Origin of the sequence: Pontixanthobacter aquaemixtae (assembly GCF_009827395.1) — a bacterium.
In the GTDB taxonomy this organism is placed as follows: Bacteria; Pseudomonadota; Alphaproteobacteria; order Sphingomonadales; family Sphingomonadaceae; genus Pontixanthobacter; species Pontixanthobacter aquaemixtae.
On sequence record NZ_WTYX01000002.1, the window covers coordinates 744,936 to 770,936 of the forward strand.

Genomic DNA, 26,001 nt, shown 5'->3' on the forward strand with positions numbered 1-26,001 from the left:
GACGGGTTCAGCTCGCTTTGCGGTAGGGAACGAATTTACCGAGATTGATATTGCCGGTGTAGTGCCCCACATGCCGGTCAACGGTGGTAATAATGTCGGTATTGCACCAGCGATTGCCGAATGTCGTGCGGCGGACCATCGTATCGCGATCGTCCAGACTGCGCGCATTATGCGGCACGTTTACATAGAGCGTGCGGCCGCTCTTATAGACCAGCGCGGTGCCATCGATAACTTTGATATCGAGATTGGGTGCGGCGTAAATGCAGCTTTGCGGTTCGCCGGCAACACGGCCCTCCAGCATTTTGGCAAGTTTTGCCTCGCCTTCCGTCATTTCCTCGCTGGATTGCGTTTCAGCGCCGACGGACGGGATCGCGACCAAGGCAGCCGCAGCAAAAGAAGCGGCGATCAGTTTCAGATTGGTCATAATGTGTCTCCCAGTTTTGGCGTGAATTTAGTCGGCGGTATCCACCTTGGTATACGGAACAAAATCGCTCAGCGTTACAATCGGGCCGGTAAAGCGCCCGTCGCGGCTGTACATTTCAATCTGGTCGTGGCGGCACAGATTGTTGCCAAACAGTTTGAATACCGGAACGTCGAAAGTGTCGAGAAACCGCGGTGAATTGGTCCGGTTTACATAAATCGTCTGGCGATCACGGAAAACCAGCGCCGTATCATCGATGACGCGCAAGCGGTCACGCTGCGAACTTCGCAGGCATTTGACAGGCTCTCCGGCCTGATATCCGTCAAGCAGCTCGGCCAATTCAGCCTCGCCTTTGGGAAGCGGCGCCTGTTCGCTATCTTCAGCCGCAGCGGGCATTGCGAACAATGTTGCAAGGGCCGCAAGGGCGGAAATGGCGGTGACGCTACGGGTCATTTTGCCACTTTATACCAAACCGGTCTGAATGTCGCCTGACTCGGTTTTCAGGCGGTTCCGCCCACGGTTAACCCGCCCACCAGCAGAGTCGGTTGACCCACGCCTGCGGGCACGCTTTGGCCGCCTTTGCCGCACATGCCGATGCCTTCATCGAGTGCCATGTCATTGCCGATACCGGTGACGTGTTTGAGCACGCTCGGCCCGTCTCCGATCAGCGTCGCACCCTTGATCGGGGCGGCCAATTTTCCCGCTTCTACCTTGTAAGCTTCGGTGCAGGAGAAAGTGAATCGGCCCGAGACAATATCGACTTGCCCGCCGCCAAAGCTCTTGCAGAAAATGCCGTTCTTCATCCCGGCGAGCAGTTCCGCAGGATCATCCGTCCCGCCGCGCATGAACGTGTTGGTCATTCGCGGCATGGGGGCGTGCTGATAGGATTGGCGGCGGCCATTGCCGGTTGGCTCAACCCCCATCAGCCGCGCATTGAGCCTGTCCTGCATGTATCCTTTCAGGATACCGTCTTCGATCAGCACCGTTTCTTCGGTGGGCGTGCCTTCATCATCAATGCTCAGCGAGCCGCGCCGGTTTTCGATGCTGCCATCATCAATCACGGTGACCCCGGGGGCCGCAACGCGCTCTCCGATACGGCCGGAAAAGGCGCTGGTGCCTTTGCGGTTGAAGTCCCCTTCCAGCCCGTGGCCGACCGCTTCGTGCAGAATGATACCCGGCCAGCCGGGCGCGAGCAGCACGGGCATTTCGCCCGCAGGGGCATCGACACTTTCCAGATTGACCATCGCCTGCCGCACCGCCTCGTCGATTGCGTGGTTCAATTCGCCCTGTTCGAACAGCTTGTCATAAAGATAGCGCCCGCCAAATCCGTAAGAGCCCCTTTCGCGCCGCCCGTTGGCCTCCGCCAGGACCGCGACATTGAGCCGGACCAGCGGACGGATATCGGTTGCACGAAAACCGTCAGCGCGGACAATTTCGATCACGCTCCAGCTTGCAGAGAGCGAAGCGGTTACTTGCGCCACGCGCGGATCACACGCGCGTGCAGCCGCGTCGATCTGTTCCAGCAAGGCGACTTTCTTCGCAAAAGGCACCGCGTCGAGCGGGCTTGCATCGGTGTATAGCCGCTGGTTGCTTTTGCGCGGTTGGGGCGAAGAGCGGCCGGTTGCCGGATCGAGCAATTGCAATGTCTCGCCCGCGCGTTTGATCGCCGCCGCGCTGATATCATTGGCATGGGCAAAGCCAGTCATTTCGCCTGACACGCCGCGAAGGCCAAAGCCCGCGTCGCGCGAATAATCCGCCGTTTTCAACCGGCCATCGTCAAAGGTGAAAGCTTCTGAGACGCTGTGCTGCAGATAGAGCTCGCCATCGTCGCAATTTTTCAGCGTTTCGGCGGTCAGCGCTTGCGCCTCGTCGGGATCGAGTTTGCCGTCAGCATAAAGAAGCGAGCGGGGATCGGTTGCGGTCATGGTGTACACATACACATCACCTCATCCCGGCGAAAGCCGGGATCGGCTGCAGTTGGAGTGCTTGTTTGAGATTGATCCCGGCCTTCGCTGGGATGGTGGCTCAACTGTCTGCCGGCCCGCCCGCCAGCACAAAACGCCGGTCGCAATAGCCGCAATCGACATAGCCATGCTGGTCGATCTCGAGATAGACCTTGGGATGTCCCAAAGCAGCGGGTTTGAACCGGTCCCCGCCACGAATGGCGGTTGCCCCGTCACAGCTGACGCGGCGTGTGTCGACTTTGACTGTTTCGGGTGTCGTAGTGCTCATGGCACACGCCGATAAATCGCATTGCCGCGCTGCGCAAGCGCGACAGTGATCGCGATCAGATAAATTCGGGCGCAGTGACCCCGATTGCGGCCATCGCAACATGGTGCGGGATCGCCTCTTTCGTTTCCGCATTGCGTACATTGCGGGCGTGGCTGAATGTCGCGGCGATATGGCGCATAATCTTGGTCATGGCGCGGCGTCTAATGCGCACCCCCTAAAGTATGGTTAACGGCGCGATAACCATAGCCCCCGCGCGGTTCCCTCTTTACGGATTGCTGCAAGCCATCCTAGGGCGTGCGGCATGAGCACACCCCCCGCAATCCAGATCCGCGATCTCGTCAAACGCTATGCCGGTGTGAAGGGCCCGAACGGCGAGTCTGAGGGTAAGCTTGCGCTCAAGGGTGTGAGTTTTGACGTGCCCCAAGGCGGAATCTTCGGCCTGCTCGGCCCCAATGGCGCGGGAAAGTCCACGCTGATCAATGTGCTTGCCGGTCTGGTCAACAAGACCAGCGGCAGCGCAATCATCTGGGGCTTCGACATTGATGAGCAGCGCCGCAATGCGAAGCGCGCGATTGGCATCGTGCCACAGGAAATCGTTTTCGATCCCTTCTTCACGCCTTTTGAAGTGCTGGAGAATCAGGCGGGCTTTTACGGCATAGCCAAAAGCATGCGCCGGTCCGAAAAGCTGCTGCAAGCCGTCCATCTGGCGGACAAACGCGATGCCTATGCGCGGACATTGTCGGGCGGGATGAAGCGGCGGCTGCTGATTGCCAAGGCGATGGTCCACTCGCCGCCGATCCTTGTGCTCGACGAACCGACCGCGGGTGTCGATGTCGAATTGCGGCGCCTATTGTGGGAACTGGTGCAGGAACTCAATGACGATGGCGTCACGGTGGTGCTGACCACGCACTATCTCGAAGAGGCAGAGCAGCTGTGCGACCGCGTGGCGATTATCAATTACGGCGAGCTGATTGCCAATAAACCGACTCGCGAAATGGTCGATATGGCGCGGGAGAAAATCGTCGCCTTGACGTTTGACAAGGATATGGGCGCGCCGCCGGTCCACCCCCAATTCGTCAAGAGCGAGAAAGCGAGCGAGCGGACGGTCGAGATCACTTACGACAAGGACAAGCTGACCGCAGGGCAGGTTCTGGCGATGGTGCAGGAACAGGGCTTCGTGATCGAGGATGTGACGACTCGCGAAGCCGATCTGGAAGACGTGTTCGTCTCGCTCACCAGCCAGAATTGATAGTGTTTTTTGCTGGCGCCTAGAGCGCCTTTGCGCAGGCGTTGATCTTCGCCATCGCTGCCGCCAGTGCCGATGCGCCAAAGTTCACTTTGGCCTTGGGCCCGCGATCCTTGGTCAAAAGCTCGATCGAGCTGGCATTGGCCAGCATGTTCAGCGCGCCCTTGTTCAGGCTGATCGAGTAGGAAAATTTTTCCTTCGGCTTCGGCGGGTGCTTGCTCGCCTGGACCGCGCCAAAAATCTTCTCCCCGTCTTTCATGGTGATCGCGATCTGGACCGGGAAATTGTTCAGGGTCTGCGGGGATGACATCGCCTCTGCCGGGAAAACGTCACGTGGGGTAAGGAAGGCGATATAGTAGAATACCTTGTCGCCTTTGTCGGTGAAGATCGAAATGCCCAGATCGTCCCGGCTGGTTGGCTGCGAACCGAAATTGAGATTGCAGCGACCCGGTGTCTGGTGCGCAATCCAATTGCCATCGGCGTGGTTGCTGCGCCAAGTGATCGCATCACCGGGAGATTGCCCAAAGGCAGCCGATGCGGATAGCGCGGCAGCCAGCAGGGCTGTTGTGGCAAAAATTTTCATATTCACGACCCTTGCAAGCATGGCGGAGATGGTGAAGACCGCCCGTCTATCTCATCTTTTAGACAATGCGGAAGCGCAAAACCTTGTCAAAACACGACATTCTGATCATTGGCTCCGGCGCGGCAGGCCTTACCGCGGCTCTGGCGCTGGCCGAACACAAGAAAGTTCTGGTGCTCGCCAAAGGCGGGCTCGACACGGGATCGACCGCCTGGGCGCAAGGCGGAATCGCGGCGGTGCTCGATGCGGGCGACACGTTTGACAACCATATCCGCGATACGATGGTCGCGGGCGCGGGGCTCAATCGGCGCGAAACGGTCGAATTTGTGATCGAACGCGCGCCGCGCAGCATTGAACGGCTGGTCGAGCTGGGCGTGCCCTTCAACCAGGATTCGGGCGATCTGCATCTCACGCGCGAAGGCGGGCATTCGCATCGCCGGATCGTCCATGTGAACGATGCAACCGGATGGGCGGTGCAGGAAGCTCTGCTCAAGGCAGCAGAGGCCAATCCCAATATCACCATGCTGGCGGGCCGCGCCTGCGTTGATCTGATCACCGGACGCCACGCGCAGGATTATTCCGGGTCGGGCCGCGTGTGGGGTGCCTATGCGCTCAATCAGGAAACCGGCGAAGTCGAAACCCATATTGCAACCGCGACGATCCTCGCGGCGGGCGGGGCGGGGCGCGTTTACCAGTTCAGCACCGCACCGCGCGGGGCGACGGGCGATGGCATCGCAATGGCGTGGCGCGCGGGCGCGCGCGTTTCCAATATGGAAATGATGCAATTCCACCCGACCTGCCTGTATAATCTGGAAGTCAAAAACTTCCTGATTACAGAGGCGGTGCGCGGCGAAGGCGGGCATTTGCTCCATCCCGAAACCGGCCACCGTTTTATGACCGATTACGATGCGGAGCGGATGGAGTTGGCCCCGCGCGACGTGGTGGCGCGCGCGATCGATGACCAGATCAAGCGCTATGGTCTCGATTATGTCCATCTCGATATCAGCCACCAGCCTGCTGATTTCGTGACGCATCATTTCCCGACAATTCACGAGAAGCTGATGGGGCTGGGCATCGACATGACCAAGGGCCCGATCCCGGTGGTTCCGGCGCAGCATTATACCTGCGGCGGGGTGCATGTCGGGCTGGACGCGCGGACCGATTTGCCGGGACTATGGGCGGCGGGTGAAGTGACCGAAAGCGGCCTGCACGGCGCCAACCGACTGGCGTCGAACAGCTTGCTCGAATGTTTTGTATTCGGCGAAGCGGCGGCGTGCGATATTCTTGGCCGGTGGGACGAATTGCTGACCCCGCCTGCAATCAAGGAATGGGACGAAAGCCGCGTGACCGATTCCGACGAGGAAGTTGTGGTCAAACAGAACTGGACCGAAATCCGCCGCTTCATGTGGAACTATGTCGGCATTGTCCGCACCACCAAACGCCTAGAGCGGGCCCGCAACCGGATCCGCATGCTGACCGAGGAAGTGGAGGATTATTACGGCAATTTCCGTGTGACCACCGATCTGATCGAACTCAGAAACCTGCTTCAGGCAGCGGAGCTGATCGTTCGTTCAGCGCTGGAACGGCACGAGAGCCGCGGGCTGCATTACACGCTCGATTATCCCGATACTGCCGACGAAGCGCGCGATACGGTGTTGGTGCCCTGAGCGGGCTTGCCACTTACAATCGCTTGAGCTGGTTGCAGGCATATTCATATTTTGCCCCGCAGGCGTCTTGCAGCAGCCGCTTGGTCTTCGCCGGATCGCGCGTCGCCGCAGGGCCTCTGGTGAGGCTGACCGCATAAGTCGTGCACCGTTCTGGCGAAGGTGCCAGCGTGCAGGCTTTCTCGAGCGAACCGAGAGCCGATGGAACATCCTTCGCGCCGCCCCAGCCGCCTTCGAGATAGAGGCCGTGATACCAGCAGCTCTCACCCTGCGCCATCCATGATGCCTGGCAAGCGGTCCCCGCCGCCTTGCGGGCGAAGACATAATCGGGGTTGGTTGCAACGTCGGCTGGCTTTTTCAGCGCATCGAAGAAAACCATTCGCGTGGCCTGATAACAGGCCACAGCCACCGTTTCCGAACACGCCTTGCGGTACAGCGCCATCGCTGCCTTTTCATCTTTCGCCACACCGCGCCCGTCTTTCAAAGCCTCGGCATTGAAAGCGCATGCAGTCAGGTTCCCGAAGTCACAGCTGCGCCCGAAATGTGTGAAAGCCGCCGCATTATCGACCGGGCCGCCAACGCCCTGCAGGAACACTTGCCCTGCGCGGTAACATGTACCCCGGCCGGCAATGCGCAATTCGTTGGTTGCGCCACCATTGGCGGCTGCCGCATCGCACCCGATTTTCAGATATTGGCGGCGCTTGGTATCGTGTTCGCCCTTCGGCCCGATTGCCAGATAATGGTTCGAAACCACCACGCAGGAAATCGGCCTTTTGTTCGCGGTGCAATCAGTAATCGCTTTTTGCAGACCGGCGGGTGTCAGCTGCTTCCCCGTGTCGTTCTGCGCTGCAGCCGGTGCGGCGAAAGAGAACGATAACATTGCAGCGAGTACGGCAAGAGTCCGCATAGTCTGATCCTTGTAATATCAAGCGGGTGAGCAGCGGCCTCTACCCCGAATTTCCCGCAAGGCATTGTAAAAGCGCGACAGTTCCCGGATTCATTGGACCGGTTTTCCAGTCATTTCCACCCCTGATCCTCTGCCGGGCCGGCGGTTGCAATCCGCGCAGTATGCGGGTTGTGCCCCGCTCTCTCCGACAGGCCTTGACGCAATTTTTTGAGAGCGATGCTTGCCGCGCAACAACAATTGTGGCCAAACATATCGCAGAACAGACATTGAAGTTTCAGGAGAGGCCAGTGCCCCAGATCACCGCCAACGGAATAACGATCGAATATGACGAGCATGGCGAAAAGGATGCGCCGCCGGTCTTGCTGATCATGGGTTTTGGCGCGCAGATGACCTTGTGGCCGATGGAATTTGTCGAAGCGATGGTGGAGCGCGGCTTTCGCGTCATCCGCTATGACAATCGCGATGTCGGGCTGAGCCACAAATTCGATGGCGTGAAAGCGCCTGGCCTGATCAAGCTGACTCTGCTGGGCAAGTTCGGGATCACGCCGAAGGTTCCCTATACGCTTTCCGATATGGCCAATGATGGCGCCGGGGTTCTCGATGCGCTGGGCATCGACAAGGCGCATATTGTTGGCGCCAGCATGGGCGGCATGATCGCGCAGCATTTTGCGGCGAAACATGCCGATCGCACGCTCAGCCTGACATCGATCTTCTCCACTACCGGCAACCCCAAATTGCCCGCCGCGAAGAAAGAGGCGATGAAAGTCCTGATCACGCGGCCTGCCAGTTTGGAAGAGGATGCGCTGGTTGCGCATGGGATGAAATTATCACGGACAATCGGCAGCCCGGCCTATCCCGCAGATGAGGACAAACTCCGTGAGCGGGTGACCGCCAGCGTCCGGCGCAGCGTCTATCCCGAAGGCGGAACGCGGCATCTCTCCGCGATTGTCGCAGACGGGGATCGCCGCGCGATGAATGCCGGGATTACCGCTTCGACGCTGGTCCTGCATGGCGAAGATGATCCGCTTGTCCCGGTCGATGGCGGACGCGATACCGCCGCAAGCATTCCGGGCGCAAAGATCAAGACTTTCCCGGGTTGGGGGCATGATCTTCCGACAGAGATGGTCCAAACGCTCGCCGATGAAATCGCGGCGCATGCGAAAGCTGCCTAGCCACCAATCGCTCTGCCCAGACCGCTTGCTTTCGCTGGCAGAGTGATTCGCCCAATCATCCGATTCACATGGCCATCGCGCGCGTCGGCGATCGCGCGCGATGCTGAAAACGGCAATCTCGCGCACAAAAATTTCACGGCTCGATTCGATTGAATCAAAACCCCCCGAAGCCAGTTTTCCCGCGAAATATTTTTTCCCAGATTCATTTTCGGGCTTGCGCGATTCAGAACCCTAGGATTTCTGCCGCGTCGCTGCGTTGCAGCAGACTAACACACCGCGATTTTGACTTGCCCGAACATAGTAAATCTGCGTTTACCCTCTTGCGTCTGAATCCATCCTGATTCACATATCTAGTGGTTCTGACTTTGGGGACACCTACTAGACCTTGTTATTCCGGCGATCGCGCCACTCTGCGCGAGAGGGGAAGATTCGGTCCATTTTCGGGTGATAGATTAGCCGGAACTGTGGGTATTGGGGGGATAAATAATCCACCATTGGTGCCCGAAAAATGCTAGGCGGGTGCGATCCTGCCGAATCGAACGGAAGCGGAACATCGCGGCGGGTCGCCCGTTGTTCAAACAGTGAAGACGGGCTGGATAAAAATGGAATTACGAACTGGGGACGACGCAGCGATGGGGCTTGAGCAAGAAGCAGAAGGCACTCTCACCCGCGATGAAAACACATCCGCCAAGACGCCCAAAAAGGCCCCCGAGAAGGCAAACGCGAATGCAAAGGCAAAATCAGCCGTGACAATGGAAAAAACAGACGCCGGTTCGGATGAACTGGTTGCCGAAAAAGCGGGCGAAGCGCTGACCGAAGCGATGAAGGCTGCTGCCGCGCCTGTAGATGAAAGCAAGAAGGTCAATGACCGCCGCTTCACCATTGTCCAGGATGAAAGCCGCGATGAATTGCTGACCGAATTCGGCAAGGAAACGCTGATCGACCGCTACCTGCTTCCCGGAGAGAAGTTCCAGGATCTCTTCGCGCGCGTGGCCGATGCCTATGCCGATGATCAGGATCACGCGCAGCGGCTCTATGATTATATCAGCCGGTTGTGGTTCATGCCCGCAACGCCGGTTCTTTCCAATGGCGGCACATCGCGCGGCCTGCCGATTTCCTGCTATTTGAACTCGGTTTCCGACAGCCTCGACGGGATTGTCGGGACATGGAACGAAAATGTCTGGCTCGCTTCCAAAGGCGGCGGCATCGGCACCTATTGGGGCAATGTCCGCGGCATTGGTGAGCCGGTTGGCCTGAACGGCAAGACCAGCGGCATCATTCCATTCGTGCGCGTGATGGATTCGCTGACACTGGCGATTTCGCAAGGTTCGCTGCGGCGCGGCAGCGCGGCCTGCTATCTCGACATCTCGCACCCAGAGATCGAAGAATTCCTCGAAATCCGTAAGCCTTCGGGCGATTTCAACCGCAAGGCGCTCAACCTCCATCACGGCGTGTTGCTGACCGATGAATTCATGGAAGCGGTCCGTGCGGGCGAGCGGTTTGAGCTCAAATCACCCAAGACCGGCGAAGTGCGCGGCGATGTCGATGCGCGCTCGCTGTTCCAGAAACTGGTCGAAACCCGCCTCGCCACCGGCGAACCCTATATCGTGTTCAACGACACGGTGAACCGGATGATGCCCAAGCATCACCGCGAGCTGGGCCTGAAAGTTTCCACCTCCAACCTGTGCAGCGAAATCACGCTGCCAACGGGTATCGATCACCTTGGCAATGACCGCACCGCGGTTTGTTGCCTCTCCTCGCTCAACCTTGAAAAATGGGATGAGTGGAATGGCGAAAAAGACTTCATCGAAGACGTGATGCGGATGCTCGATAATGTCCTGCAGGACTATATCGACCGTGCGCCGGCAGAAATGGAACGCGCCAAATATTCGGCGATGCGTGAACGGTCTGTCGGCCTTGGCGTGATGGGCTTCCACTCTTTCCTCCAGCAGAAGAACCTGCCGCTCGAAGGCTCCATGGCGAAAGTCTGGAACCTCAAAATGTTCAAGCATATTTCGGGCAAGGCGGAAGAGGCGAGCATGATGCTGGCCAAGGAACGCGGCCCTTGCCCCGATGCCGAAGAAATGGGCGCGATGGAGCGTTTCAGCTGCAAAATGGCGATTGCCCCGACCGCATCGATCAGCATCATTTGCGGTGGTGCCAGCGCCTGTATCGAACCGATTCCGGCCAATATCTACACGCACAAAACCCTGTCGGGCAGCTTCATCGTGAAGAACCCCTATCTGGAAAAACTGCTGCGCGAAAAGAGCAAGGATTCCACCAATGTGTGGAACTCGATTCTGGAGCAGGGCGGCAGCGTGCAGCATCTCGATTTCCTCAGCGACGAGGAAAAAGCGGTGTTCAAAACCAGCTTCGAAGTCGATCAGCGTTACCTGCTCGAATATGCCGCAGACCGCGCGCCGTTCATCGACCAGGCGCAAAGCCTCAACCTGTTTATCCCGGCCGATGTCGATAAATGGGATCTGATGATGCTGCACTTCCAGGCATGGGAAAAAGGCATCAAGTCGCTCTATTACCTCCGCTCGAAATCGATCCAGCGCGCTGGATTTGCCGGCGGGGTTGAAGCGGATAACACCGCCGATGCAGCCAAATACGAATTGGCGGCAGAGCAGACCGATTACGAGGAATGTCTTTCCTGCCAATAGAATGCGCCGTCAGCAAAAGAGCGCATCCAACAAGCAGTAAAGATCAGGGGAGAGGTCTATGACACTCGGTCAATATCTGCCGATCATGGCCCTTATTGCCGGTTTGGTGGTCGCCATTTCGGCAATCCGCCGGTTGCGCGCGATTCCCTCGCCCGGCGAACCTGACTATGATGAAGAGGCTTCGCGCACAGCAAAGTCGGGAGCCATTTTCACTCTCGCTGCGGCGCTTGCGCTTCCCATCCTGATGTATGTCGCGGTGCCGTTCATGGGCGACGTCGCCGACATGACGCTGTTCTAGCGGCAGAGCTTTGGCCAATTTGCGCGCAATGCCTGTGTCCGGTGAGCAGTTTATGATTGCTTGCGGGGGCGCACCGGCATGATCGCAATTCTTGGCCTGTTTTTGGGCATGGGTCTGCTGATCTGGCTCGCATTGCGCGATGTGAACATCATCTTTGCCGCGGTTCTGTGCGCGATGGTGGTGATCCTCACCAACGGATTGCCCTTTGCCCAGAGCATCAATGACACATTCCTGTTTGGCGATCTGGGCGCGTTCACTTTTGCCGGGCGGTTTTTCCTGCTGTTCGCAGCGGGGGCGATGTTTGGCCGGGTCATGAGCGAAAGCCACGCGGCGACTTCGATCGCGATGGCATTGGTCAATGCGCTGGGCGCGCAGCGGGCGCTGTGGATCACGGTTTTGTCTGGGGCGCTGCTGACCTATGGCGGGGTCGTCGTCTTCGTGGTGATCTTCGCGATGTATCCGCTGGGGCTGCGCCTGTTTCAGGCGGCCGATTTGCCCAAGCGCCTGTTTTGCGGCGCGATTACACTGGGCGCGGGGACTTTCACGCTGACCGCGCTTCCCGGAACGCCATCGATCCACAATGTCATCCCCACGCTCAAGCTGGGAACCGATCTGTTTGCCGCACCGCTGCTGGGCATTTTCGGCGGCGCGATTATGTTCATCCTCGGCATGTTTTATCTCGAGCATGAGCGGAAAAAGGCAATCGCGAACGGGGAGGGGTTCGAACCGGGCCCCAATGACTCGATCCCGAGCATGGAAAGCATCGCCAAGGATGTGCCGCATTGGGGCTTGGCCATGATCCCGCTGGTGCTGGTGATCGGGACAATTCTGGCGCCGCGATTTGCGGTGGCGATGGGGGCCGATGCCGAAGCAGGATGGATCGCATTCGCCAGCAGTCAGCCGGTCTTGTGGCCCTCATTTGCGCTTGCTCTCGCAAGTCTGGTTGCGGTCATTCTGTTTTCCTCTGCGCGCGCTGCGCCGGTGCGCTTGATGGGCAATGGCGTGCAGGATTCGATCATCCCGCTGCTCGCGACTTCGGCGGTGATCGGTTTTGGCGGAGTGGTCGCGCAAACGGGCGGTTTTGCCGCTTTCACCCAGGCCATTGTTGGCGCGGATATGCCCCCGCTGGTCTCCATGTTCGCCGCGACCAGCACGATTTCAGGGATCACTGGATCATCATCGGGCGGATTGCAGATATTCATGGCGACTTTCGCCGATTCCTATCTTGCGATGGGGGTTTCGCCGGAAGAGATTCACCGGCTGGCGGCGATGGCCAGCGGCGGTTTCGATTCGCTGCCGCATTGCGGCGCGGTGATCGTGCTGCTGCAGATCTGCCAATTGACCCACCGCCAGGCCTATAAGGATATCGGCGTCGTCACCGTGATCGTCCCTGTCATCGCAACCCTGCTGACATTGGCGCTGGCGATGATAGTGTAGCGCGGCGGAGGAAGTGGTGATGCAGCGAAAATACCCGGTTCTTGTCGCAATAGGCCTGGCCCTGACGCTATCCGCCTGCGCATCGCAGATCGATGCGGGCGTCGCCAAATCCGCCGGCACGCCCGGCTTCTGGTGGGGATTGTGGCACGGGTTCATTTTCCCGTGGTCCTTCATCGGTTCGCTCTTCAGCGCTGACATTGCGGTCTATGCCGTACCCAATCGCGGCGGCTGGTATGATTTCGGCTTTTTCCTCGGCATCACCGTGCTGGGCGGCGGGTCCTTCTTCGGATCGAAAAAGCGTAGCGGGTAGATAGCTTTGCTGGAGATCGCCTTTCTCTCGCTCGCGCTCGTCGCGCTGCTGATACTCGCTTATGTTTTCTGGGGCGGCGTGGGCAAGAAACGCCGCCGGATCGGGCGCGAATTTGCCCTGCTCGGCTTTGCTGCCGCAGCCTATGTCGCGTGGCTGATCTTCGAGAAGCTGACGTGACCTTGTGGCAGCAATTGTCGGGGGCCGCCGAAGCGGTACCGCAATGGGCCTGGGTGTTGGTGCTACTTTCCATTCTTCTGCCGATACCGATGGCCTATCTGCCCCATATCAGGCAGGCTTTCTACCAATGGCGATCGGACCGCCGCCTCGCGCGCGATCCGGAAATTTACCAGTATGAGCTCGACGATTACGAGTACAAGATCGGCGAGGAACTGGACGAAGTCGAATGGCGCGACATTTTGTGGCAGGGGATCGCCAATGCACTGATCGTCTCTGCGGCTTTCATTGTGCAAGAAGCGGGCGGAAGTTGGAGCGTTTTGCTGCCGCTGGTGTTTGGGGGGGTGGTTGCTGCCGTTGGATTGCAGCAGTGGTTCAGAGAAGCCGAAGACAGCGAAGTCGATTGGCGCGAAAGATTTGCAGAGCAATTTCCGCCCGAGGCGATCTGGGGCGCGGTCGGTGCATTTGTGATCGCCGTTTTGATCCTCACTATTGCAGTGTACTTTTTCTAGCGCCGGAGGCTTTTTGCGACCATTGACCGCGCGACTCTGCGGCGGCGCGTGCTTTGCGGCCGGCGCAAGCAAAATTTGCAGCGAATTATCACCAGCAAAGCAGGTGCAATCTTTGCACTTGCACTCGCATTGCGAGTCTGATTCTGTATGGTGCAGCGCTGCACCCAAATCCACGGAGACCACAACATGTCGTTGCTCGAAGCCAGAAAGACCTACAAGCCCTTTGAATATCCATGGGCCTATGATTTCTGGAAACGCCAGCAGCAAATCCACTGGATGCCCGAAGAAGTTCCGCTGGGCGAGGACTGCCGCGACTGGGCGCAGAACCTGACCGATCACGAGCGTAACCTGCTCACGCAGATCTTCCGTTTCTTCACCCAGGCCGATGTCGAAGTGCAGGATTGTTACCACGACAAATATGGCCGGGTGTTCAAACCGACAGAGATCAAGATGATGCTCGCCGCCTTCTCCAATATGGAAACGGTGCATATCGCGGCGTACTCTCATCTGCTCGACACGATCGGCATGCCCGAAAGCGAATATGGCATGTTCCTCGAATATGAGGAGATGAAGGCGAAGCATGATTACATGCAGGATTTCGGCGTCGACAATGATGAAGATATCGCGCGCACTTTGGCCATGTTCGGCGGCTTTACCGAAGGGCTGCAACTGTTCGCCAGCTTCGCGATGCTGATGAACTTCCCGCGCTTCAACAAGATGAAGGGCATGGGGCAAATCGTCAGCTGGTCGGTGCGCGATGAAAGCCTCCACTGCGAAGGCATCATCCGCATGTTCCACGCCTTTGCCGAAGAACGCCAGTGCCTGACCAAAGCGGTCAAGGAAGACATTATCGATTGCTGCCAGAAAGTCGTGCGGCTGGAAGATGCGTTCATCGATCTGGCGTTCGAAGACGGCCCCGTGCCCGGTATGACCGCGAAGGAAATCAAGAAATATATCCGCTACATCGCTGATTGGCGGCTCAGCCAGCTGGGCCTGCCGGAGATTTACATGGTGGAAGACCACCCCCTCCCATGGCTCGCCCCGCTACTCAACGGTGTGGAGCACGCCAACTTCTTCGAAACCCGCGCGACCGAATATTCCAAAGGCGCCACCAAGGGCAATTGGGAAGACGTATGGAGCAGCTTCGACAACCGCAAAAAAGCCAAAGCCGGCGACGAAGCCAACGACGCCGACGTCGATGACGGCCCGGGCCTGTTCGGCGACGAAGGCGGGGAGCCTGTTGCGGCGGAGTGATGCAGCGCGATGCAAGACTCTTCTCAACATCTCGAGAAATTAGTTGCTGAGCGTCATGCGGATGTCGCCAAACGTTATGATGAATTGCTCAATTCGCTTGCCAAAAACAACCAAGATCAAGTCAACTCGGCTAATTCGGCATTATTTGAAGCGCTTGAACAGTTGGGAGCCGTTGTAGCTAGGGGCGATTGGCCAGACTGGCTGGCTGACCTGCACCACCACACCAGAAACTATCGGACTAACCACAAAAATGGACTCGCGACTTGGGTTGCTCACCTCAAGTCAATTATTCGGTATGGCCCTGAAATTCAGGAGCATGTGTGGTTTAGCGGCCCAGCGAATCCAACACCAAAAATAGACGTTGATGAGATAATCCAAGGGGCCCGCAGTCAATTCAAGATCGACGAGCTTTTTGACCGTGTTGTCGAGACTCTCCGGTCTTTGGCCGCGTGCGACGAACTTGATAGTGCTAAGGCGATTGCCGATCTCCAAGAAGTAATATTAATCATGCAAAAGGCGCGCAAAGGTTCGTTTACTGGTCAGGTCGGAACGTGGCAATTTGTGAGGCGTTTTATGCCTAATCTGATATCCGCTTACATAAAGCGGTCAGCAATCTCAGGGCCGGCAATTGAGGCATTTGAGCAAACTGCTAATGAGTTGGACGTCAACCTTGGTGAGGCGAAGGATCAAATTGCCGAACGGCTCATTGGTGCTGCCCGGGACGGCTTCAAGACGGCTGCGTCTGATAATATAACAGCAGTGGACATCCAAGCGCTCTCCGACCTCAGTTCTTAGCCTGAAAATCTTGGTGAAATTTTTCCGGCGCCATCGATTGGGGCACAACCCCGAGCGGTTTCGCCCATGTCCTGAGGTAAGCTAAGTATTCTCTTGTTTGGACATGATTAGCGGCGCAATATGCTGCTATGTTTGACAAACTTGACGCCTACAATCTCGTAGCAAACCTAGTTCCCGGGGCGGCACTGATCTACGCGCTGCACTACTTTGGATTTCCGACCCCAGACCCCAACTCGATAGGAGCGTTTCTGCTCGTCGCTTTTGTTGCTGGGGTCACTACCAATCGGTTGGGTTCTCTAGTCCTTGCTCTGTATCTCCGCCCTTCGACTGGCTGGCGAGTCAGCCGCTCAGGACAGGCTTTACCTTCGGTTCCTCGCGATGACGGCTGAGAAGCGGTCGCGCTTGGCGGTCACCCCCTAAAACAACCACGTCTCCGGTCTCGGCATGGGCTCCTGATTGCCGGCTTTTACCATCGACAGCACGGTGCGGGCGCAGAACCATATTGCGGCGATGATCCCGACAAACACTCCGCTGAACATTGCGGCCAGGAATGTCTCTGACGGCGGGTAATTGCTGCCCGGCTCCGCGAATGCCGCTGGTCCGAAGATCGTCCCGAAGAACAGCGCGAACATCGCCAGGCAAACCACAAAACCGATCCAGAAGGTGCGGATCAGATAGGTGTAATGCGTCTTTTCCCATTCCTGCGTGTCGCGCTCGCTGCGCCAGACATAGGCGAGCACCAGCCCGACAAAGACCGAGAAGCCGAGCACGATATTGAGCAGATAGAGAATCGCGACAATCGTCGGGCGATAGAGCGTCATGCTCTTTGCTTCGCTTCTGTCGTCCATGCCCTGCCTCCCCATGATACACCTGATGCGCAGCCGGTTTGCGCATTCAGGTTGCTCCCTTTCGCTCAGACTAGTGGCGTGAAACCAAATCGCAACCCGCTCGCGTCAAGATGCGGCGATGGGCAAAATTGTTTCGTTCAAATCCAACAGGCCGCGCAAGCTGGGGCAAACGATCTATACCGATCACGGCCCGCGACTGGCGCCGCTCGCCAGCCCGGCCAAAGAGTACTGGTTCATCGGCGCGCTCGCTATGTTTGCGGTAGGTACGTTTCTCATTGTCCTGTTTTGGTGACCGGAAAACGTTCTCCGACATTCTTCACTGTCCTACAGAGCAAGCGCCCTGCTACGCTGCCCGCCATGCGCTTGCTGCCACTCCAGAATCCGCACGAAGCACGGCCTGTTTGGCCCAAGGTCAGCGCGCGTGATTTTTCTCGTTTGAACCCTAGTCCATGTGGTCCATCTGTTCAGTTTGGCGCGCGGTTTCCTGTCTGTCCATTGCGCGAATTGGGCGATAAAGTGCTTAGGTACAACGGGTTACGGCGCGTTCGCGAAAGTGACACGGTGTCACCTTTGTCACCCGCCGCCCCCGCGCTTGCCCGCGCCGCTTTGCGGGCGCATGATGGCGGTATGATAAAACGCACCATTTGCTCGCTGCTGGCCGTGCCGCTCTCCGCAGGCCTGCTGGCTGCGCCCGTTCAGGCGACCTCGATCGCCATGCGGGCCGATCACAATCCGGCCTATGCCTGCGACAGCGTTGACCGGTATCTCGGCGCGTTCAACCGCGCCGATGACAGTTACGGGGCGCTGCCGCTGTTCATCTATCACGATGATTTCGGATTGGTGGAGCGCGGCGAGCGTGCGGCATTTTTCGCTGCAATGCGTACATCGGATGGCAAGCCGGACCGCGAACCGATGGTGCGCGACGCGCTGTTCCGGCTCGATTCGGACAAGCAGGACGGGCTTTATGTCCTGCGGGTCAAACGCATTCGCTGGCGGCTGCAACGCTGGGTCCAGAATGACATGCTGATCGATGATCTGGTGGACGATCCGCATTGGTCGGTCGAATTCGAATATTGGCTGGTCCGCTTCAGCAGCAATTCGCTGACCGAGATGCGGCAGGGCAATTTTCACGGCCTTACGCGGCTGGGCAAACGGATAGAGCGCACATGCACCCGCCCGCTGGACGTGCCTGTATCGGTGCTGCCGGGAAAGGGGGACTGACCCAGCCTATGCCCGCGGCAGACCGGTTACTTGCCGCGCCGCTTGCCGGTCCGGTTCAGACCTTTTCGGCGATCAGAAATTCGGGGTCTTTCACCAGGCCCATAAATTCGCCCATCACGCCTTGCACCAGTTCGCCGGGCATGTCCTCTCCGGTAAAGCCTTCCAGATCGGGGACATCGAACATTTCGACATAGGCCACAGATGCGTCGCCTTCGCCCATCAGTTTGCCGGTGACGCGATAGGTTTCGAAGCTCTCCACCCGGCTGAGCGAGCGCATCGCGGGCTGGTCTTTGGTGCGGACCCAGTCTTCAAACTGGTCGCGGCTTACGCCATCGGCAAGCTGGTACTTGATAATGAGAGCGGCCATCGATGTTTACTCCTCTGTCGGTTGCTGCTTGTTGGTTTCATGACCCCACGGCGCGGGCGGCACTTCGATGGGGCTGGTAAGATCGAACTCGACGCGGAAATTGCGGTCTTCCGGCGCGCCAAGCGCTTTCGAACGAGAGAGCTGATATGCGAATTGCGCGCCGTCCTGATCCGCCGGGTTAACCTCGACGCTCCAGACATTGGTGGTGGATGCGTCCAGACCTTCGCGTTTGAACATGTCGATGCTGAACTGGTCGACGGGAAAGGACTGGCGCTGCGCGGTGCCGGCATCGGCGGTGTCGCCGCCATACATGGTTACATCGTCGCTCTCGCCATCTGCGTGCCGGTGATCGTGCTTCAGGCGCAGGGCGTCATCACCCAGCCGCGTGAAGACCCAAGTGCGCGAACGGTCCCATTCGCCGCCGGTCTGCTTGATATGGAAGGGCACGGTAATCTGTTGATCGTCGCACGTGCGGACATGCATGACCATCTCCGCGCCCTGCATATCGGCATCGGCCGCATCATCGCTGACCAACGTGCCTGCATAGGCCTTGCCGCAATGGGTGCTGAGCGACTGCCAGAATTGGGTTTGGGCAGAGGCGGCGGGCGCGGCAGATTCCGATGGCGGGCTGCCGCAGCCGGTAAGGAGCGCGCAGGCAATTGCTGGCGCAAGAAGAGTTGGGCGGGTGATAATCAGATCGTCCAGCTATCGGGATTGGGCATGGCTTCTTTCTTCTGCGCGGCAATCAGCGACAAAATGCAGCGCACCAGCACCTGAATACCCGTCGCAAGCAGGATCAGAAAACCGATCAGGAATATCGCCGTGGCTATCCCGATCACCGTTCCTGCAAGGCCGATCCAGAATGTGTTGGCGAGATAGCTCATATGCGATGCTGCCCATGTTCCGGCGGTCTCTTCGCGCCAGGAATAGGCCAGCACCACGCCGACAATCGCCGTGATGCCTGTGAAATAGGCGGCGAAATAAAGCAGGGTGATGATGGTTGGCTGGTTGAATTCGAAACCGGGTGCGGGCGGCTGCGGATCGCTGCTGGGCTGCGGTGTTTCGGCCATGATGGTTGTTTCCCTCTCTCGCCAGGGACTATAGCGCGGCAAAGCTTCGTGGCAAATATAACAGAATGGCGGCGATAGGGGTGATGGATCAACCAAAGCGATACGCGCAGTCGATCGCGCAACTGGGCGAAGTGCTTCGGCTGCTGGTCCCTTCCGATGCCCAACGCGCAGCAGCGCGGCCCTATGTGGCACGATCGAGCGATGTAATCATCACCCCGTTCAGCAAATGCGGGACCACTATGATGCAACAGATGTTCCATCAGCTGCGCATGGCCCCGCGCGGCGGCGATATGGATTTTGACGATATCAGCCGCATCGTTCCGTGGATCGAAACTGCGCCAGAGCTTAATCTGGATATCAACGCCGAACAACGCGCCGATCCGCGCGGTTTCAAAAGCCATTTGCATTATGAAGGTCTGCCGCCCGGCGCGCGCTATGTGATCACTTTGCGCGACCCCAAAGAGGCCTTTGTCTCGCTCTATCATTTCTTCAGCGGCTGGTTTTTCAAGCCGGGTTCGATCACCCTCGAAGAGTTTTTCCCGGTCTGGTTCAGGGAGGAAGCGCAGCGTCCGAACTACTACACGCATCTGCTCAGCTGGTGGGCGCGGCGCGGGGAACCCGATACGCTGGTGATGGATTATCGCGCGGTTTTGGCAGACAAACGCGCAGCGATCAGCCGGCTAGCAGAATTCTGCGGCCTCGCCGCAGACGGCGCGGTGATCGATCTGGTCGAGCACCGCACCAGCCGCGATTTCATGATGCAGCACAAGGCGCCTTTCGCCGACCCGATGATGCGCCGGATGAGCGAGGAAAAGGCTGGCCTTCCGCGCGGAAGCGATTCCGCCAAAATCCGCGCCAGGGATGCCGTTCGCGAGCCCTTGCCGCAATCGCTCGCGGAACGGATCGATGCCGAATGGGCCAATCGTATCGCGCCGGTCACCGGCCATGCGGATTATGCCAGCTTGGCCAAGGCCTTGTAATTTTCGCAGCTGTGGCACGCGTTCGGGGGCAGCTGACTAGTCGCACCACCCGCCACGTTCGAAACCCCATCCCGATTCCTGCGCCAGACCGCGTTCGATCATCATGTCTGCCAATGCATCATCGCCGCGCGTCAGGCTGCGCAGCTCGCGGCCATATTGATCGAAAGGCGGTTCATCGCCGCCGCTCATCGCAAAAGTGCCTTGGTTGAGCCAATCGCGAAGCGCGTCGCGCGATTGTCTCGCCAGAGCCACTTCGGCTGCGCAGTCCCCTTTCATCTCGGGCGCATTATAGCCCGCCAGCCGGATTTTGCGGCGGCCGATCATAAAAGTGTCGCCATCGATCACGCATCCTTGGGAACCGCGCACTCCGCACAGGGTGAAATTCATATCCACGGTCTGGACTTCGCCGGTGTCCCGATGAAAACGCATTATCAGCAGCGATGCTGCGGCGATCAGGAGAAGCGTGCCCAATTGTACCAACCGCTTGCGCCAGACGGAGCGCCGCCTTCGGGTCTTGATATGAAAACGCGCAGGACGAACCATCTGCGCCTTGTTCCAGAAAGCGCCGCTTCGCACCAGTTTGTGCTGCCGCTGTTCCACCGTTGTGCCAAAGTGATGCGCTCGACCGCGCTTTTCACGCCTCGGCGAAGCCGCTAAGGGCGCATTCGAAACGCGAGAAGGACCACGCGATGAGCGCCACCGGCAGCAAAACGGACGACCAGATCAATCTGAACAAGGCGGAAACGCTGATCGAGGCTTTGCCCTATTTCCAGCGCTATGCTGGGCGAACTTTCGTGGTCAAATATGGCGGCCATGCGATGGGCGATCCCAAGGCCGCGCGCGAATTTGCCGAGGATATCGTGCTGCTCAAGGCGGTGGGTATCAATCCCGTGGTGGTCCATGGCGGCGGCCCGCAAATCGGCGCAATGCTGAAAAAGCTGGGAGTGGAAAGCGAATTTGTCGACGGCCTTCGCGTAACCGACAAGGCCACAGCAGATGTCGCCGAAATGGTCCTGTCCGGTGCGATCAATAAAGAACTGGTTGGCTGGATCGCGCAAGCGGGCGGCAAGGCCATAGGCATTTCGGGCAAGGATGGCGGCCTAGTCACGGCGACCAAGGTTGAGCGGACTACACGCGATCCGGAAAGCAATATTGAGAAGATCATCGATCTGGGTTTCGTCGGTGAGCCATCGCATGTTGATACCAGTGTGATCGACACCGCTGTTGCCGCTGGAATGATCCCGATTATCGCCCCCATCGGTGCCGGTGAAGATGGCCACACTTACAATATCAACGCCGATACAATGGCTGGCGCGATTGCGGCGGCTTTGGGTGCGGCACGCCTATTCCTGCTGACCGATGTAACTGGAGTGCTCGACAAGGAAGGCGCGTTGCTGACAGATTTGAAGCCCGATGATGTTGCCAATTTGCGCGATGACGGCACGATCAGCGGCGGGATGATCCCCAAGCTGGAAACCTGCGTCAAAGCGGTTGAGGCTGGTTGCGATGCGGCTGTGGTGCTCGATGGCCGGGTCCCGCATGCGATGTTGCTCGAATTCTTCACATCGCGCGGGGCGGGTACGCTGATAAGCTCGGGGGGCAGCTAGCGTGTCAGCGCGGATTAATCCCGATGCGCACAACCGTATTGTACCATTGATACACCGGGGCCGGTTGCGCTAGAGAGCTGCCAAGGTCGCTAGAGGAAATTATGAACGCATTTATCGGTATTCTGGGCATGCTGGCACAAACGCTCAGCATGATTGTCATTATCTGGTTTATCCTGGGCCTGCTGTTCGCATTCAATGTTATCGGACGCGACAATCATTTCCTTGTTCAGGTGGAACATTCGATCTCGTCTCTGCTTGCCCCGCTTCTCAACCCGATCCGCCGGATCATGCCCAATACCGGCGCAATCGATTTTTCCCCGATGGTTCTGTTGCTGCTGATCAATGCGGTGATGATCGTCCTGGCCGAAGTTGCGCGCGGATGAGCGCGACACGTATCGATGGCAAGGCCTTTGCCGCCGGATTGCGCGAGCGAGTTGGTGTTCTGGCCGAAGAATTCTCCGCAAAGGCAGGGCGCAAGGCCGGGCTGGCGGTGGTGTTGGTCGGCGATGATCCTGCCAGCCAAGTCTATGTCGGAAGCAAAGGCAAAGCCACCGTTGCGGCCAACATGGCGAGCTTCGAACACAAGCTGGCCGGCGATACCAGCCAGGCGGATTTGCTGGCTCTGATCGACCGGCTCAATGGCGATGACAGCGTTGACGGCATTCTTGTGCAATTGCCGCTCCCGGATCATTTGGACGAGCAAGCCGTGGTCGACCGGATCGTGCCCAACAAGGATGTCGACGGGCTTACTCCGGTCAGCACCGGACGTCTTGCGCTTGGGCTCAACGGTATGGTTCCCTGCACACCGCTGGGCAGTTTGATGTTGCTCAAGGATCAGCTCGGCTCGCTCGAAGGCCTGAATGCGGTTGTGATCGGGCGCTCGATATTGGTGGGCAAACCGATGGCGCAATTGCTGCTCGATGCCAATGCGACGGTGACCATCGCGCATAGCCGGACGAAGGATCTGCCCGAGATTGTCCGCCGCGCGGATATAGTGGTCGCCGCGGTCGGGCGGCCCGAAATGGTCAAGAGGGATTGGCTCAAGGAAGGGGCCACGGTGATCGATGTGGGCATCAATCGCCTCGCCCCGGCAGAGGGCGAAACCAAAGGCAGATTGGTTGGCGATGTCGATTTCGGCGAAGCGAGCGAGGTCGCGGGCGCGATCACGCCGGTTCCGGGCGGCGTCGGCCCGATGACGATCGCTGTCTTGCTGCGCAACACCATCGTTGCCGCGCATCACAATGCCGGTATCGATCTGGCGGAGGGCGCGATTTGAAACGTCTGGTGTCGGTAGTTCTATTGGCAGCGCTTGTCGCGGGCTGTTCCGGACCGCGCGGCGGCGGCGCCGCGACACTCGATCAGAGGATCAAACGCGCGCTTGTTGGCGCTCCGGGTGAGGCGCAGCCTACCCGCGTCGTCGCAACCGAACTCGCCTTTGCGCGCGCAGCGCGGGAAGACGGCCAATGGACCGCCTTTCGCGCATTCGCTGCGCCCGGTGCGGTCATTCATGCGCGCAGCGGCGTTGTCGATGCGGGCGCGTATCTTTCCGGTCTCGCTGATCCGGCAGAAGCCGTGCAATGGGCACCGCGCGCTGTATGGATGAGCTGCGACAGCTTGATCGCGGTAAGCCAAGGCCGGTTTCGTGATCCGGAAGGCAAGGTCGGCACCTATACAACGGCGTGGAAGCGCCAATCCGATGGCGACTATCGCTGGACCTACGATGTCGCGGTTCTCGATGATCCCCAGCCTCCGCCGCGTCCCGAACTGGGGCCGGCAAGCGAAGACGAAATTGTGGTCAGCGCGCTGAGCTCGATCAAAGGCCTGGTGTCTGATTGCCCGAGAGAAGCCGAGCCTGTTCCGCAGCCGCCCGAATTTGCGGTTGCACCGGGCGTCAGTCACGCCATGGCAACCTCGCCGGACAGAACGCTCCGTTGGCGCTGGGAGCATAAGGCTGGCGGCGACAGACGCTTTATTCTTGAATATCTGACCAGCGGGAAATGGGTGACTGCGATCGATCAGTCGCTCGGCATGGCTTCGCCCGAAAAGGCTGGCGAATAACGCTATGATGGAACTCTTTGTCTCTGCCTTTATCACGCTGTTCGTGGTGATCGATCCGCCCGGCTGCGCACCGATCTATGCCGGGCTGACCAAAACCGCCAGCGCTGCGCAGGCGCGTATCATGGCCATCCGCGCATGCATCATTGCGGCAGTGATTTTGCTGATCTTCGCCTTGTTCGGCGAACAATTGCTCGGCGCGCTGCATATCCAGCTCGACAGTTTCCGCATCGCTGGCGGATTGATGCTGTTCTGGATCGCGTTTGAAATGGTGTTCGAAAAGCGCACGCAGCGCCGCGAGGAACGCGCCGACAAGGTCAACGCCAACCCCGAGGTCGAAGACGTGTCGGTGTTTCCGATGGCGATGCCGATGCTGGCGGGGCCCGGCGCGATTGCGGCGATTATGCTGCTTCAGAACGAAGCCGAAGGAACAGAGGAAACGCTGGTGGTGCTCGGCGCTCTTGGCGCGGTGCTGCTTATCACTATGCTCGCGCTGATCGCCGCAGGCCCGCTGATCCGCTTGTTGGGGGACCGCGTTGAAGCGGTGATTACACGTCTGCTGGGCGTATTGCTGGCTGCGTTGGCGGCGCAATATGTGATCGATGGCCTGAAAGGCAGCTTCGGGATTTAGGCTCTATTGCAGCGTTACCTTGTCGTCGTCGCCATCGCGGCGCGCGTAGAATTGCATCAGCTGCACCAGCAGTTCGCAGCGTTCATTCAGAGTGTTGGCCTCGAGCAAAGCTTGCTTTGACGCCGGATCAAACGGCGCGATTTGCGACACGCCGTCGATCAGGGAAACATCGTCCAGCCGCGCGACCGAATCCCAATCCACGCTGTATCCCTGAGCGTCGGCAAAGCGTTTCGCCTCTCGTTCAAAACTGGCGCGTTCGATGCTGCTGAGAAATTCGTCTTCGGGCTCGTCGATCAGCTCTGCTTCGACTTGCCGGAATTGCGTGGTGACATCCAGTTCGCGCAGGATGCGGAACCGGTTTTCGCCTTCCAGCACAATATTGAAGCGCCCATCATCGAGCGCTTCGACATCGCCGATCCGGCCCACGCAGCCGACCGCGAACAAGGGCGCGCCTTCTTCCGCGCGCTGCGGCTGGATCATCGCAATCCGCCGGTCGCGCGCCAGCGAATCGCTAACCAAGGCGCGATAACGCGGCTCGAAAATATGCAGCGGAATCTGCAGCCCGGGAAACAGCAAAGCGCCGCTCAGCGGGAATATGGATAGCCGCTGCGTCATTTAGTCAAACAGGATCTTCGACAAGCGTCGGCGGGTTGCGCTGACCCATTCGTCTTCGAGTCCGACCGCTTCAAATATCTGCAGCAATTTGGTGCGCGCCGCGCTGTCATTCCACTCGCGGTCGGCCCTGACCATTTCCAAAAGAGTATCGGCGGCGTCATCGCGCTGTCCCGCGGCAAAGGCGGCTTCGGCGAAGGCAAGCCGCGCGTCCATATCCGCCGGTTCGGCCTCAGCTACCGCGCGGAGCTTCGCCAACTCGCCATCGTCAACCTGCGTTGCTGCAAGTTCGAGCGCAGACAAAGCCTGCTGCACTGCCGGATCCTCTTTGATCTCCGGCTGCAAAGCATCGGCAATCGCTTGCGCTTCGTCAGCTCTGCCGCCGGCCACGAATGAGCGAATCAGCCCGGCATGTGCAGCGGCATTGTCGGGTGCCATTTCGACGACTTGCATAAAGACGCCGGCGGCGCGTTCTGCGTCGCCTTCGGCCAGCACCTGCTCCGCCATGGTGATGAATTGCTCGACATCGGGGGCCTGCTGCCCGCCATCTCCGCCCGCTTGCAGCGGAAGCTTCGCGATCAATTGGTCGAGCACTTCCTTCATTTGCGATTCGCTGCGTGCCTGCGTCAGATCGGCGACGGGTTGCCCCTGGAACATTGCATAGACGGTGGGGATCGATTGGACCTGGAACTGGCTCGCGATGAACTTTTCTTCGTCAACGTCCACTTTGACCAGAACAACGCCCTTATCGGCATATTCGGCGGCGACTTTTTCCAGCATCGGCGCCAGCGCTTTGCATGGTCCGCACCATTCGGCCCAGAAATCGAGGATGACCAGCTTGGTCATCGATGGTTCGACGACATCGGTTTTAAACCGCTCAACCGCTTTCTGTTCGTCGATATTGAGGCCCATGCTTGCCAAGATCCGGCTCCTTACTATGGA

General features: G+C 58.7%; 33 protein-coding genes. 19 read left to right on the top strand and 14 right to left on the bottom strand.

Annotated elements, in window-relative coordinates:
- Positions 1-7 precede the first annotated feature (7 nt).
- The 5 genes from GRI41_RS12515 to GRI41_RS14440 all read right to left on the bottom strand — a co-directional run bounded on the left by GRI41_RS12515 (position 8) and on the right by GRI41_RS14440 (position 2,843).
- Positions 8-424, bottom strand: a complete 417-nt coding sequence (locus GRI41_RS12515) for a hypothetical protein (RefSeq protein WP_160605335.1) — start codon at positions 422-424, stop codon at positions 8-10.
- 27 nt (positions 425-451) lie between these two features.
- Positions 452-874 (bottom strand): hypothetical protein, encoded by a 423-nt coding sequence (locus tag GRI41_RS12520; RefSeq protein WP_160605337.1) that lies wholly within the window; start codon positions 872-874, stop codon positions 452-454.
- A 47-nt stretch (positions 875-921) separates the two neighbouring features.
- Complete coding sequence (gene tldD, locus GRI41_RS12525) at positions 922-2,346, bottom strand: metalloprotease TldD (protein ID WP_160605339.1); 1,425 nt, start codon at positions 2,344-2,346, stop codon at positions 922-924.
- A 100-nt stretch (positions 2,347-2,446) separates the two neighbouring features.
- Positions 2,447-2,653 (bottom strand): zinc-finger domain-containing protein, encoded by a 207-nt coding sequence (locus GRI41_RS12530; RefSeq protein WP_160605341.1) that lies wholly within the window; start codon positions 2,651-2,653, stop codon positions 2,447-2,449.
- Between the two features lie 55 nt (positions 2,654-2,708).
- A complete protein-coding gene (locus tag GRI41_RS14440) occupies positions 2,709-2,843 on the bottom strand; it encodes a hypothetical protein (RefSeq protein ID WP_268893208.1) in 135 nt (44 codons plus the stop codon).
- A gap of 111 nt (positions 2,844-2,954) precedes the next feature.
- Here GRI41_RS14440 and GRI41_RS12535 point away from each other — a divergent pair, with 111 nt between their 5' ends.
- On the top strand, positions 2,955-3,902 hold the full coding sequence (locus GRI41_RS12535; RefSeq protein WP_160605343.1) for an ABC transporter ATP-binding protein: 948 nt from the start codon (positions 2,955-2,957) through the stop codon (positions 3,900-3,902).
- Between the two features lie 19 nt (positions 3,903-3,921).
- Here GRI41_RS12535 and GRI41_RS12540 read toward each other — a convergent pair whose 3' ends face one another.
- Positions 3,922-4,482 carry a hypothetical protein gene (locus GRI41_RS12540; protein WP_160605345.1) on the bottom strand — a complete coding sequence of 187 codons (561 nt, stop codon included), beginning with the start codon at positions 4,480-4,482 and terminating at the stop codon, positions 3,922-3,924.
- A 65-nt stretch (positions 4,483-4,547) separates the two neighbouring features.
- Between GRI41_RS12540 and nadB the strand changes: the two genes are divergently transcribed.
- Positions 4,548-6,146 carry an L-aspartate oxidase gene (gene nadB / locus GRI41_RS12545; RefSeq protein ID WP_160605347.1) on the top strand — a complete coding sequence of 533 codons (1,599 nt, stop codon included), beginning with the start codon at positions 4,548-4,550 and terminating at the stop codon, positions 6,144-6,146.
- Positions 6,147-6,159: 13 nt separating this feature from the next.
- On the opposite strand, the gene GRI41_RS12550 is transcribed toward nadB, so the two are convergent.
- On the bottom strand, positions 6,160-7,050 hold the full coding sequence (locus GRI41_RS12550; RefSeq protein ID WP_160605349.1) for a tetratricopeptide repeat protein: 891 nt from the start codon (positions 7,048-7,050) through the stop codon (positions 6,160-6,162).
- A gap of 287 nt (positions 7,051-7,337) precedes the next feature.
- On the opposite strand from GRI41_RS12550, the gene GRI41_RS12555 reads away from it, so the two are divergent.
- From GRI41_RS12555 to GRI41_RS12595, 9 genes are all read left to right on the top strand, one after another.
- Positions 7,338-8,222, top strand: a complete 885-nt coding sequence (locus tag GRI41_RS12555; protein ID WP_160605351.1) for an alpha/beta fold hydrolase — start codon at positions 7,338-7,340, stop codon at positions 8,220-8,222.
- A 752-nt stretch (positions 8,223-8,974) separates the two neighbouring features.
- Positions 8,975-10,888, top strand: coding sequence for a ribonucleoside-diphosphate reductase subunit alpha (locus GRI41_RS12560; RefSeq protein ID WP_407985569.1), 1,914 nt, complete (start codon positions 8,975-8,977; stop codon positions 10,886-10,888).
- Positions 10,889-10,946: 58 nt separating this feature from the next.
- Positions 10,947-11,186 (top strand): hypothetical protein, encoded by a 240-nt coding sequence (locus GRI41_RS12565; protein ID WP_160605355.1) that lies wholly within the window; start codon positions 10,947-10,949, stop codon positions 11,184-11,186.
- 78 nt (positions 11,187-11,264) lie between these two features.
- Positions 11,265-12,623, top strand: a complete 1,359-nt coding sequence (locus tag GRI41_RS12570; RefSeq protein ID WP_160605357.1) for a GntP family permease — start codon at positions 11,265-11,267, stop codon at positions 12,621-12,623.
- A 19-nt stretch (positions 12,624-12,642) separates the two neighbouring features.
- A complete protein-coding gene (locus tag GRI41_RS12575) occupies positions 12,643-12,933 on the top strand; it encodes a hypothetical protein (protein WP_160605359.1) in 291 nt (96 codons plus the stop codon).
- Between the two features lie 6 nt (positions 12,934-12,939).
- Positions 12,940-13,110 (top strand): hypothetical protein, encoded by a 171-nt coding sequence (locus GRI41_RS12580; protein WP_160605362.1) that lies wholly within the window; start codon positions 12,940-12,942, stop codon positions 13,108-13,110.
- A complete protein-coding gene (locus GRI41_RS12585) occupies positions 13,083-13,619 on the top strand; it encodes a hypothetical protein (RefSeq protein ID WP_160605364.1) in 537 nt (178 codons plus the stop codon). Before GRI41_RS12580 ends, GRI41_RS12585 begins: the two co-directional genes overlap by 28 nt.
- Before the next feature lie 186 nt (positions 13,620-13,805).
- On the top strand, positions 13,806-14,873 hold the full coding sequence (locus GRI41_RS12590; protein WP_160605366.1) for a ribonucleotide-diphosphate reductase subunit beta: 1,068 nt from the start codon (positions 13,806-13,808) through the stop codon (positions 14,871-14,873).
- 9 nt (positions 14,874-14,882) lie between these two features.
- Positions 14,883-15,668 carry a hypothetical protein gene (locus GRI41_RS12595; RefSeq protein WP_160605368.1) on the top strand — a complete coding sequence of 262 codons (786 nt, stop codon included), beginning with the start codon at positions 14,883-14,885 and terminating at the stop codon, positions 15,666-15,668.
- A 416-nt stretch (positions 15,669-16,084) separates the two neighbouring features.
- Here the strand turns inward: GRI41_RS12595 and GRI41_RS12600 are convergent, their stop codons facing one another.
- Positions 16,085-16,516 carry a DUF4870 family protein gene (locus tag GRI41_RS12600; protein WP_235901225.1) on the bottom strand — a complete coding sequence of 144 codons (432 nt, stop codon included), beginning with the start codon at positions 16,514-16,516 and terminating at the stop codon, positions 16,085-16,087.
- Positions 16,517-16,634: 118 nt separating this feature from the next.
- Between GRI41_RS12600 and GRI41_RS12605 the strand changes: the two genes are divergently transcribed.
- On the top strand, positions 16,635-16,808 hold the full coding sequence (locus GRI41_RS12605) for a hypothetical protein (protein ID WP_160605372.1): 174 nt from the start codon (positions 16,635-16,637) through the stop codon (positions 16,806-16,808).
- A gap of 335 nt (positions 16,809-17,143) precedes the next feature.
- The gene (locus tag GRI41_RS12610) at positions 17,144-17,737 is read left to right on the top strand and encodes a hypothetical protein (RefSeq protein ID WP_160605374.1); all 594 of its coding nucleotides are present in this window, start codon (positions 17,144-17,146) and stop codon (positions 17,735-17,737) included.
- Between the two features lie 55 nt (positions 17,738-17,792).
- On the opposite strand, the gene GRI41_RS12615 is transcribed toward GRI41_RS12610, so the two are convergent.
- The 3 genes from GRI41_RS12615 to GRI41_RS12625 all read right to left on the bottom strand — a co-directional run bounded on the left by GRI41_RS12615 (position 17,793) and on the right by GRI41_RS12625 (position 19,174).
- Positions 17,793-18,104, bottom strand: coding sequence for an REDY-like protein HapK (locus GRI41_RS12615; RefSeq protein WP_160605376.1), 312 nt, complete (start codon positions 18,102-18,104; stop codon positions 17,793-17,795).
- A gap of 6 nt (positions 18,105-18,110) precedes the next feature.
- Positions 18,111-18,638, bottom strand: a complete 528-nt coding sequence (locus GRI41_RS12620; protein ID WP_235901226.1) for a hypothetical protein — start codon at positions 18,636-18,638, stop codon at positions 18,111-18,113.
- 158 nt (positions 18,639-18,796) lie between these two features.
- Complete coding sequence (locus GRI41_RS12625; RefSeq protein WP_160605378.1) at positions 18,797-19,174, bottom strand: DUF4870 family protein; 378 nt, start codon at positions 19,172-19,174, stop codon at positions 18,797-18,799.
- A gap of 65 nt (positions 19,175-19,239) precedes the next feature.
- Here GRI41_RS12625 and GRI41_RS12630 point away from each other — a divergent pair, with 65 nt between their 5' ends.
- The gene (locus GRI41_RS12630) at positions 19,240-20,154 is read left to right on the top strand and encodes a sulfotransferase domain-containing protein (protein WP_160605380.1); all 915 of its coding nucleotides are present in this window, start codon (positions 19,240-19,242) and stop codon (positions 20,152-20,154) included.
- A gap of 36 nt (positions 20,155-20,190) precedes the next feature.
- On the opposite strand, the gene GRI41_RS12635 is transcribed toward GRI41_RS12630, so the two are convergent.
- Positions 20,191-20,625 (bottom strand): thermonuclease family protein, encoded by a 435-nt coding sequence (locus GRI41_RS12635; RefSeq protein ID WP_160605382.1) that lies wholly within the window; start codon positions 20,623-20,625, stop codon positions 20,191-20,193.
- Positions 20,626-20,843: 218 nt separating this feature from the next.
- On the opposite strand from GRI41_RS12635, the gene argB reads away from it, so the two are divergent.
- From argB to GRI41_RS12660, 5 genes are all read left to right on the top strand, one after another.
- Positions 20,844-21,761: an acetylglutamate kinase gene (gene argB / locus GRI41_RS12640; protein WP_160605384.1), complete on the top strand. Its 918-nt coding sequence runs from the start codon at positions 20,844-20,846 to the stop codon at positions 21,759-21,761.
- Positions 21,762-21,862: 101 nt separating this feature from the next.
- Entirely contained in the window at positions 21,863-22,144 is a 282-nt protein-coding gene (locus tag GRI41_RS12645) for a YggT family protein (protein ID WP_160605386.1), read from the top strand.
- Positions 22,141-23,037, top strand: coding sequence for a bifunctional methylenetetrahydrofolate dehydrogenase/methenyltetrahydrofolate cyclohydrolase FolD (gene folD / locus GRI41_RS12650; RefSeq protein ID WP_160605388.1), 897 nt, complete (start codon positions 22,141-22,143; stop codon positions 23,035-23,037). The genes GRI41_RS12645 and folD overlap by 4 nt, the downstream gene beginning before the upstream one ends.
- The gene (locus tag GRI41_RS12655) at positions 23,034-23,819 is read left to right on the top strand and encodes a hypothetical protein (RefSeq protein ID WP_202388808.1); all 786 of its coding nucleotides are present in this window, start codon (positions 23,034-23,036) and stop codon (positions 23,817-23,819) included. The genes folD and GRI41_RS12655 overlap by 4 nt, the downstream gene beginning before the upstream one ends.
- A gap of 4 nt (positions 23,820-23,823) precedes the next feature.
- Positions 23,824-24,447 (top strand): MarC family protein, encoded by a 624-nt coding sequence (locus tag GRI41_RS12660; RefSeq protein ID WP_160605390.1) that lies wholly within the window; start codon positions 23,824-23,826, stop codon positions 24,445-24,447.
- A gap of 3 nt (positions 24,448-24,450) precedes the next feature.
- On the opposite strand, the gene GRI41_RS12665 is transcribed toward GRI41_RS12660, so the two are convergent.
- Entirely contained in the window at positions 24,451-25,062 is a 612-nt protein-coding gene (locus GRI41_RS12665; protein ID WP_160605392.1) for an LON peptidase substrate-binding domain-containing protein, read from the bottom strand.
- Entirely contained in the window at positions 25,063-25,971 is a 909-nt protein-coding gene (locus GRI41_RS12670) for a tetratricopeptide repeat protein (RefSeq protein WP_160605873.1), read from the bottom strand.
- Positions 25,972-26,001: the final 30 nt, after the last annotated feature.

What these genes read in the sequence shown, in the direction of transcription:
- GRI41_RS12625 (WP_160605378.1), bottom strand. Translation starts at nt 19,174, where the DNA reads ATGGCCGAAACACCGCAGCCCAGCAGCGATCCGCAGCCGCCCGCACCC.
- GRI41_RS12565 (WP_160605355.1), top strand. Translation starts at nt 10,947, where the DNA reads ATGACACTCGGTCAATATCTGCCGATCATGGCCCTTATTGCCGGTTTG.
- GRI41_RS12615 (WP_160605376.1), bottom strand. Translation starts at nt 18,104, where the DNA reads ATGGCCGCTCTCATTATCAAGTACCAGCTTGCCGATGGCGTAAGCCGC.
- GRI41_RS12540 (WP_160605345.1), bottom strand. Translation starts at nt 4,482, where the DNA reads ATGAAAATTTTTGCCACAACAGCCCTGCTGGCTGCCGCGCTATCCGCA.
- GRI41_RS12630 (WP_160605380.1), top strand. Translation starts at nt 19,240, where the DNA reads ATGGCGGCGATAGGGGTGATGGATCAACCAAAGCGATACGCGCAGTCG.
- folD (WP_160605388.1), top strand. Translation starts at nt 22,141, where the DNA reads ATGAGCGCGACACGTATCGATGGCAAGGCCTTTGCCGCCGGATTGCGC.
- GRI41_RS12595 (WP_160605368.1), top strand. Translation starts at nt 14,883, where the DNA reads ATGCAAGACTCTTCTCAACATCTCGAGAAATTAGTTGCTGAGCGTCAT.
- GRI41_RS12590 (WP_160605366.1), top strand. Translation starts at nt 13,806, where the DNA reads ATGTCGTTGCTCGAAGCCAGAAAGACCTACAAGCCCTTTGAATATCCA.
- GRI41_RS12605 (WP_160605372.1), top strand. Translation starts at nt 16,635, where the DNA reads ATGGGCAAAATTGTTTCGTTCAAATCCAACAGGCCGCGCAAGCTGGGG.
- GRI41_RS12660 (WP_160605390.1), top strand. Translation starts at nt 23,824, where the DNA reads ATGATGGAACTCTTTGTCTCTGCCTTTATCACGCTGTTCGTGGTGATC.
- GRI41_RS12570 (WP_160605357.1), top strand. Translation starts at nt 11,265, where the DNA reads ATGATCGCAATTCTTGGCCTGTTTTTGGGCATGGGTCTGCTGATCTGG.
- GRI41_RS12535 (WP_160605343.1), top strand. Translation starts at nt 2,955, where the DNA reads ATGAGCACACCCCCCGCAATCCAGATCCGCGATCTCGTCAAACGCTAT.
- GRI41_RS12645 (WP_160605386.1), top strand. Translation starts at nt 21,863, where the DNA reads ATGAACGCATTTATCGGTATTCTGGGCATGCTGGCACAAACGCTCAGC.
- GRI41_RS12665 (WP_160605392.1), bottom strand. Translation starts at nt 25,062, where the DNA reads ATGACGCAGCGGCTATCCATATTCCCGCTGAGCGGCGCTTTGCTGTTT.
- GRI41_RS12600 (WP_235901225.1), bottom strand. Translation starts at nt 16,516, where the DNA reads ATGGACGACAGAAGCGAAGCAAAGAGCATGACGCTCTATCGCCCGACG.
- tldD (WP_160605339.1), bottom strand. Translation starts at nt 2,346, where the DNA reads ATGACCGCAACCGATCCCCGCTCGCTTCTTTATGCTGACGGCAAACTC.
- GRI41_RS12670 (WP_160605873.1), bottom strand. Translation starts at nt 25,971, where the DNA reads ATGGGCCTCAATATCGACGAACAGAAAGCGGTTGAGCGGTTTAAAACC.
- nadB (WP_160605347.1), top strand. Translation starts at nt 4,548, where the DNA reads ATGCGGAAGCGCAAAACCTTGTCAAAACACGACATTCTGATCATTGGC.
- GRI41_RS12550 (WP_160605349.1), bottom strand. Translation starts at nt 7,050, where the DNA reads ATGCGGACTCTTGCCGTACTCGCTGCAATGTTATCGTTCTCTTTCGCC.
- GRI41_RS12515 (WP_160605335.1), bottom strand. Translation starts at nt 424, where the DNA reads ATGACCAATCTGAAACTGATCGCCGCTTCTTTTGCTGCGGCTGCCTTG.
- GRI41_RS12610 (WP_160605374.1), top strand. Translation starts at nt 17,144, where the DNA reads ATGATAAAACGCACCATTTGCTCGCTGCTGGCCGTGCCGCTCTCCGCA.
- GRI41_RS12575 (WP_160605359.1), top strand. Translation starts at nt 12,643, where the DNA reads ATGCAGCGAAAATACCCGGTTCTTGTCGCAATAGGCCTGGCCCTGACG.
- GRI41_RS12560 (WP_407985569.1), top strand. Translation starts at nt 8,975, where the DNA reads ATGGAAAAAACAGACGCCGGTTCGGATGAACTGGTTGCCGAAAAAGCG.
- GRI41_RS14440 (WP_268893208.1), bottom strand. Translation starts at nt 2,843, where the DNA reads ATGACCAAGATTATGCGCCATATCGCCGCGACATTCAGCCACGCCCGC.
- GRI41_RS12530 (WP_160605341.1), bottom strand. Translation starts at nt 2,653, where the DNA reads ATGAGCACTACGACACCCGAAACAGTCAAAGTCGACACACGCCGCGTC.
- argB (WP_160605384.1), top strand. Translation starts at nt 20,844, where the DNA reads ATGAGCGCCACCGGCAGCAAAACGGACGACCAGATCAATCTGAACAAG.
- GRI41_RS12520 (WP_160605337.1), bottom strand. Translation starts at nt 874, where the DNA reads ATGACCCGTAGCGTCACCGCCATTTCCGCCCTTGCGGCCCTTGCAACA.